Annotated in this window: 1 pseudogene; it reads right to left on the bottom strand. The window is 55.5% G+C overall.

Going from position 1 to position 508, the window contains the following annotated elements:
* Positions 1-508, bottom strand: a pseudogene (gene secD / locus AC5O77_RS22435) (protein translocase subunit SecD); the annotation flags it as partial.

Here is a 508-nt window from a genome sequence, read left to right as displayed (position 1 = left end):
GTGATATGGTCACCGGTCAGAATTACGCGTTTGTACAGCACAACCGGCTGACCTTCGCGGGTCTGCTTCACTTCAGAGTCGCCCGGTACGCGGCCGGATGCCGCAGCGGCCTGATCAACGTTGGTGTTTACCAGACGGAATTCCAGCGTTGCCGTCGCACCCAGAATCTCTTTCGCACGCGCGGTGTCCTGAATACCTGGCAGTTCAACAACGATACGGTCAGCACCCTGACGCTGAACCACCGGCTCCGCCACGCCAAGTTGGTTTACACGGTTACGCAGGATATTAATGTTCTGCTGCACCGCATATTCACGCGCTTCACTCAGGCGAGCATCGCTCATTACCGCACGCAGCTGGTTGCTGCCCTGGCTGCTAATCACCAGGTCCGGATGGCGCTTGCTCAGATACGCAATGGCTTCATCACGAGCTTTAGCATCGCGGAAAGTGATGCTCAGGCCGTAGTTGTTTTCTTTACGAACGGTGGTATACCTGTCTCTTATACACATCT

It is taken from the genome of Stenotrophomonas sp. INTA L402-1 (assembly GCF_059295135.1).
Note: the sequence above shows the minus strand (reverse complement) of the source record. Positions and strands in the feature narration are given on the sequence as shown.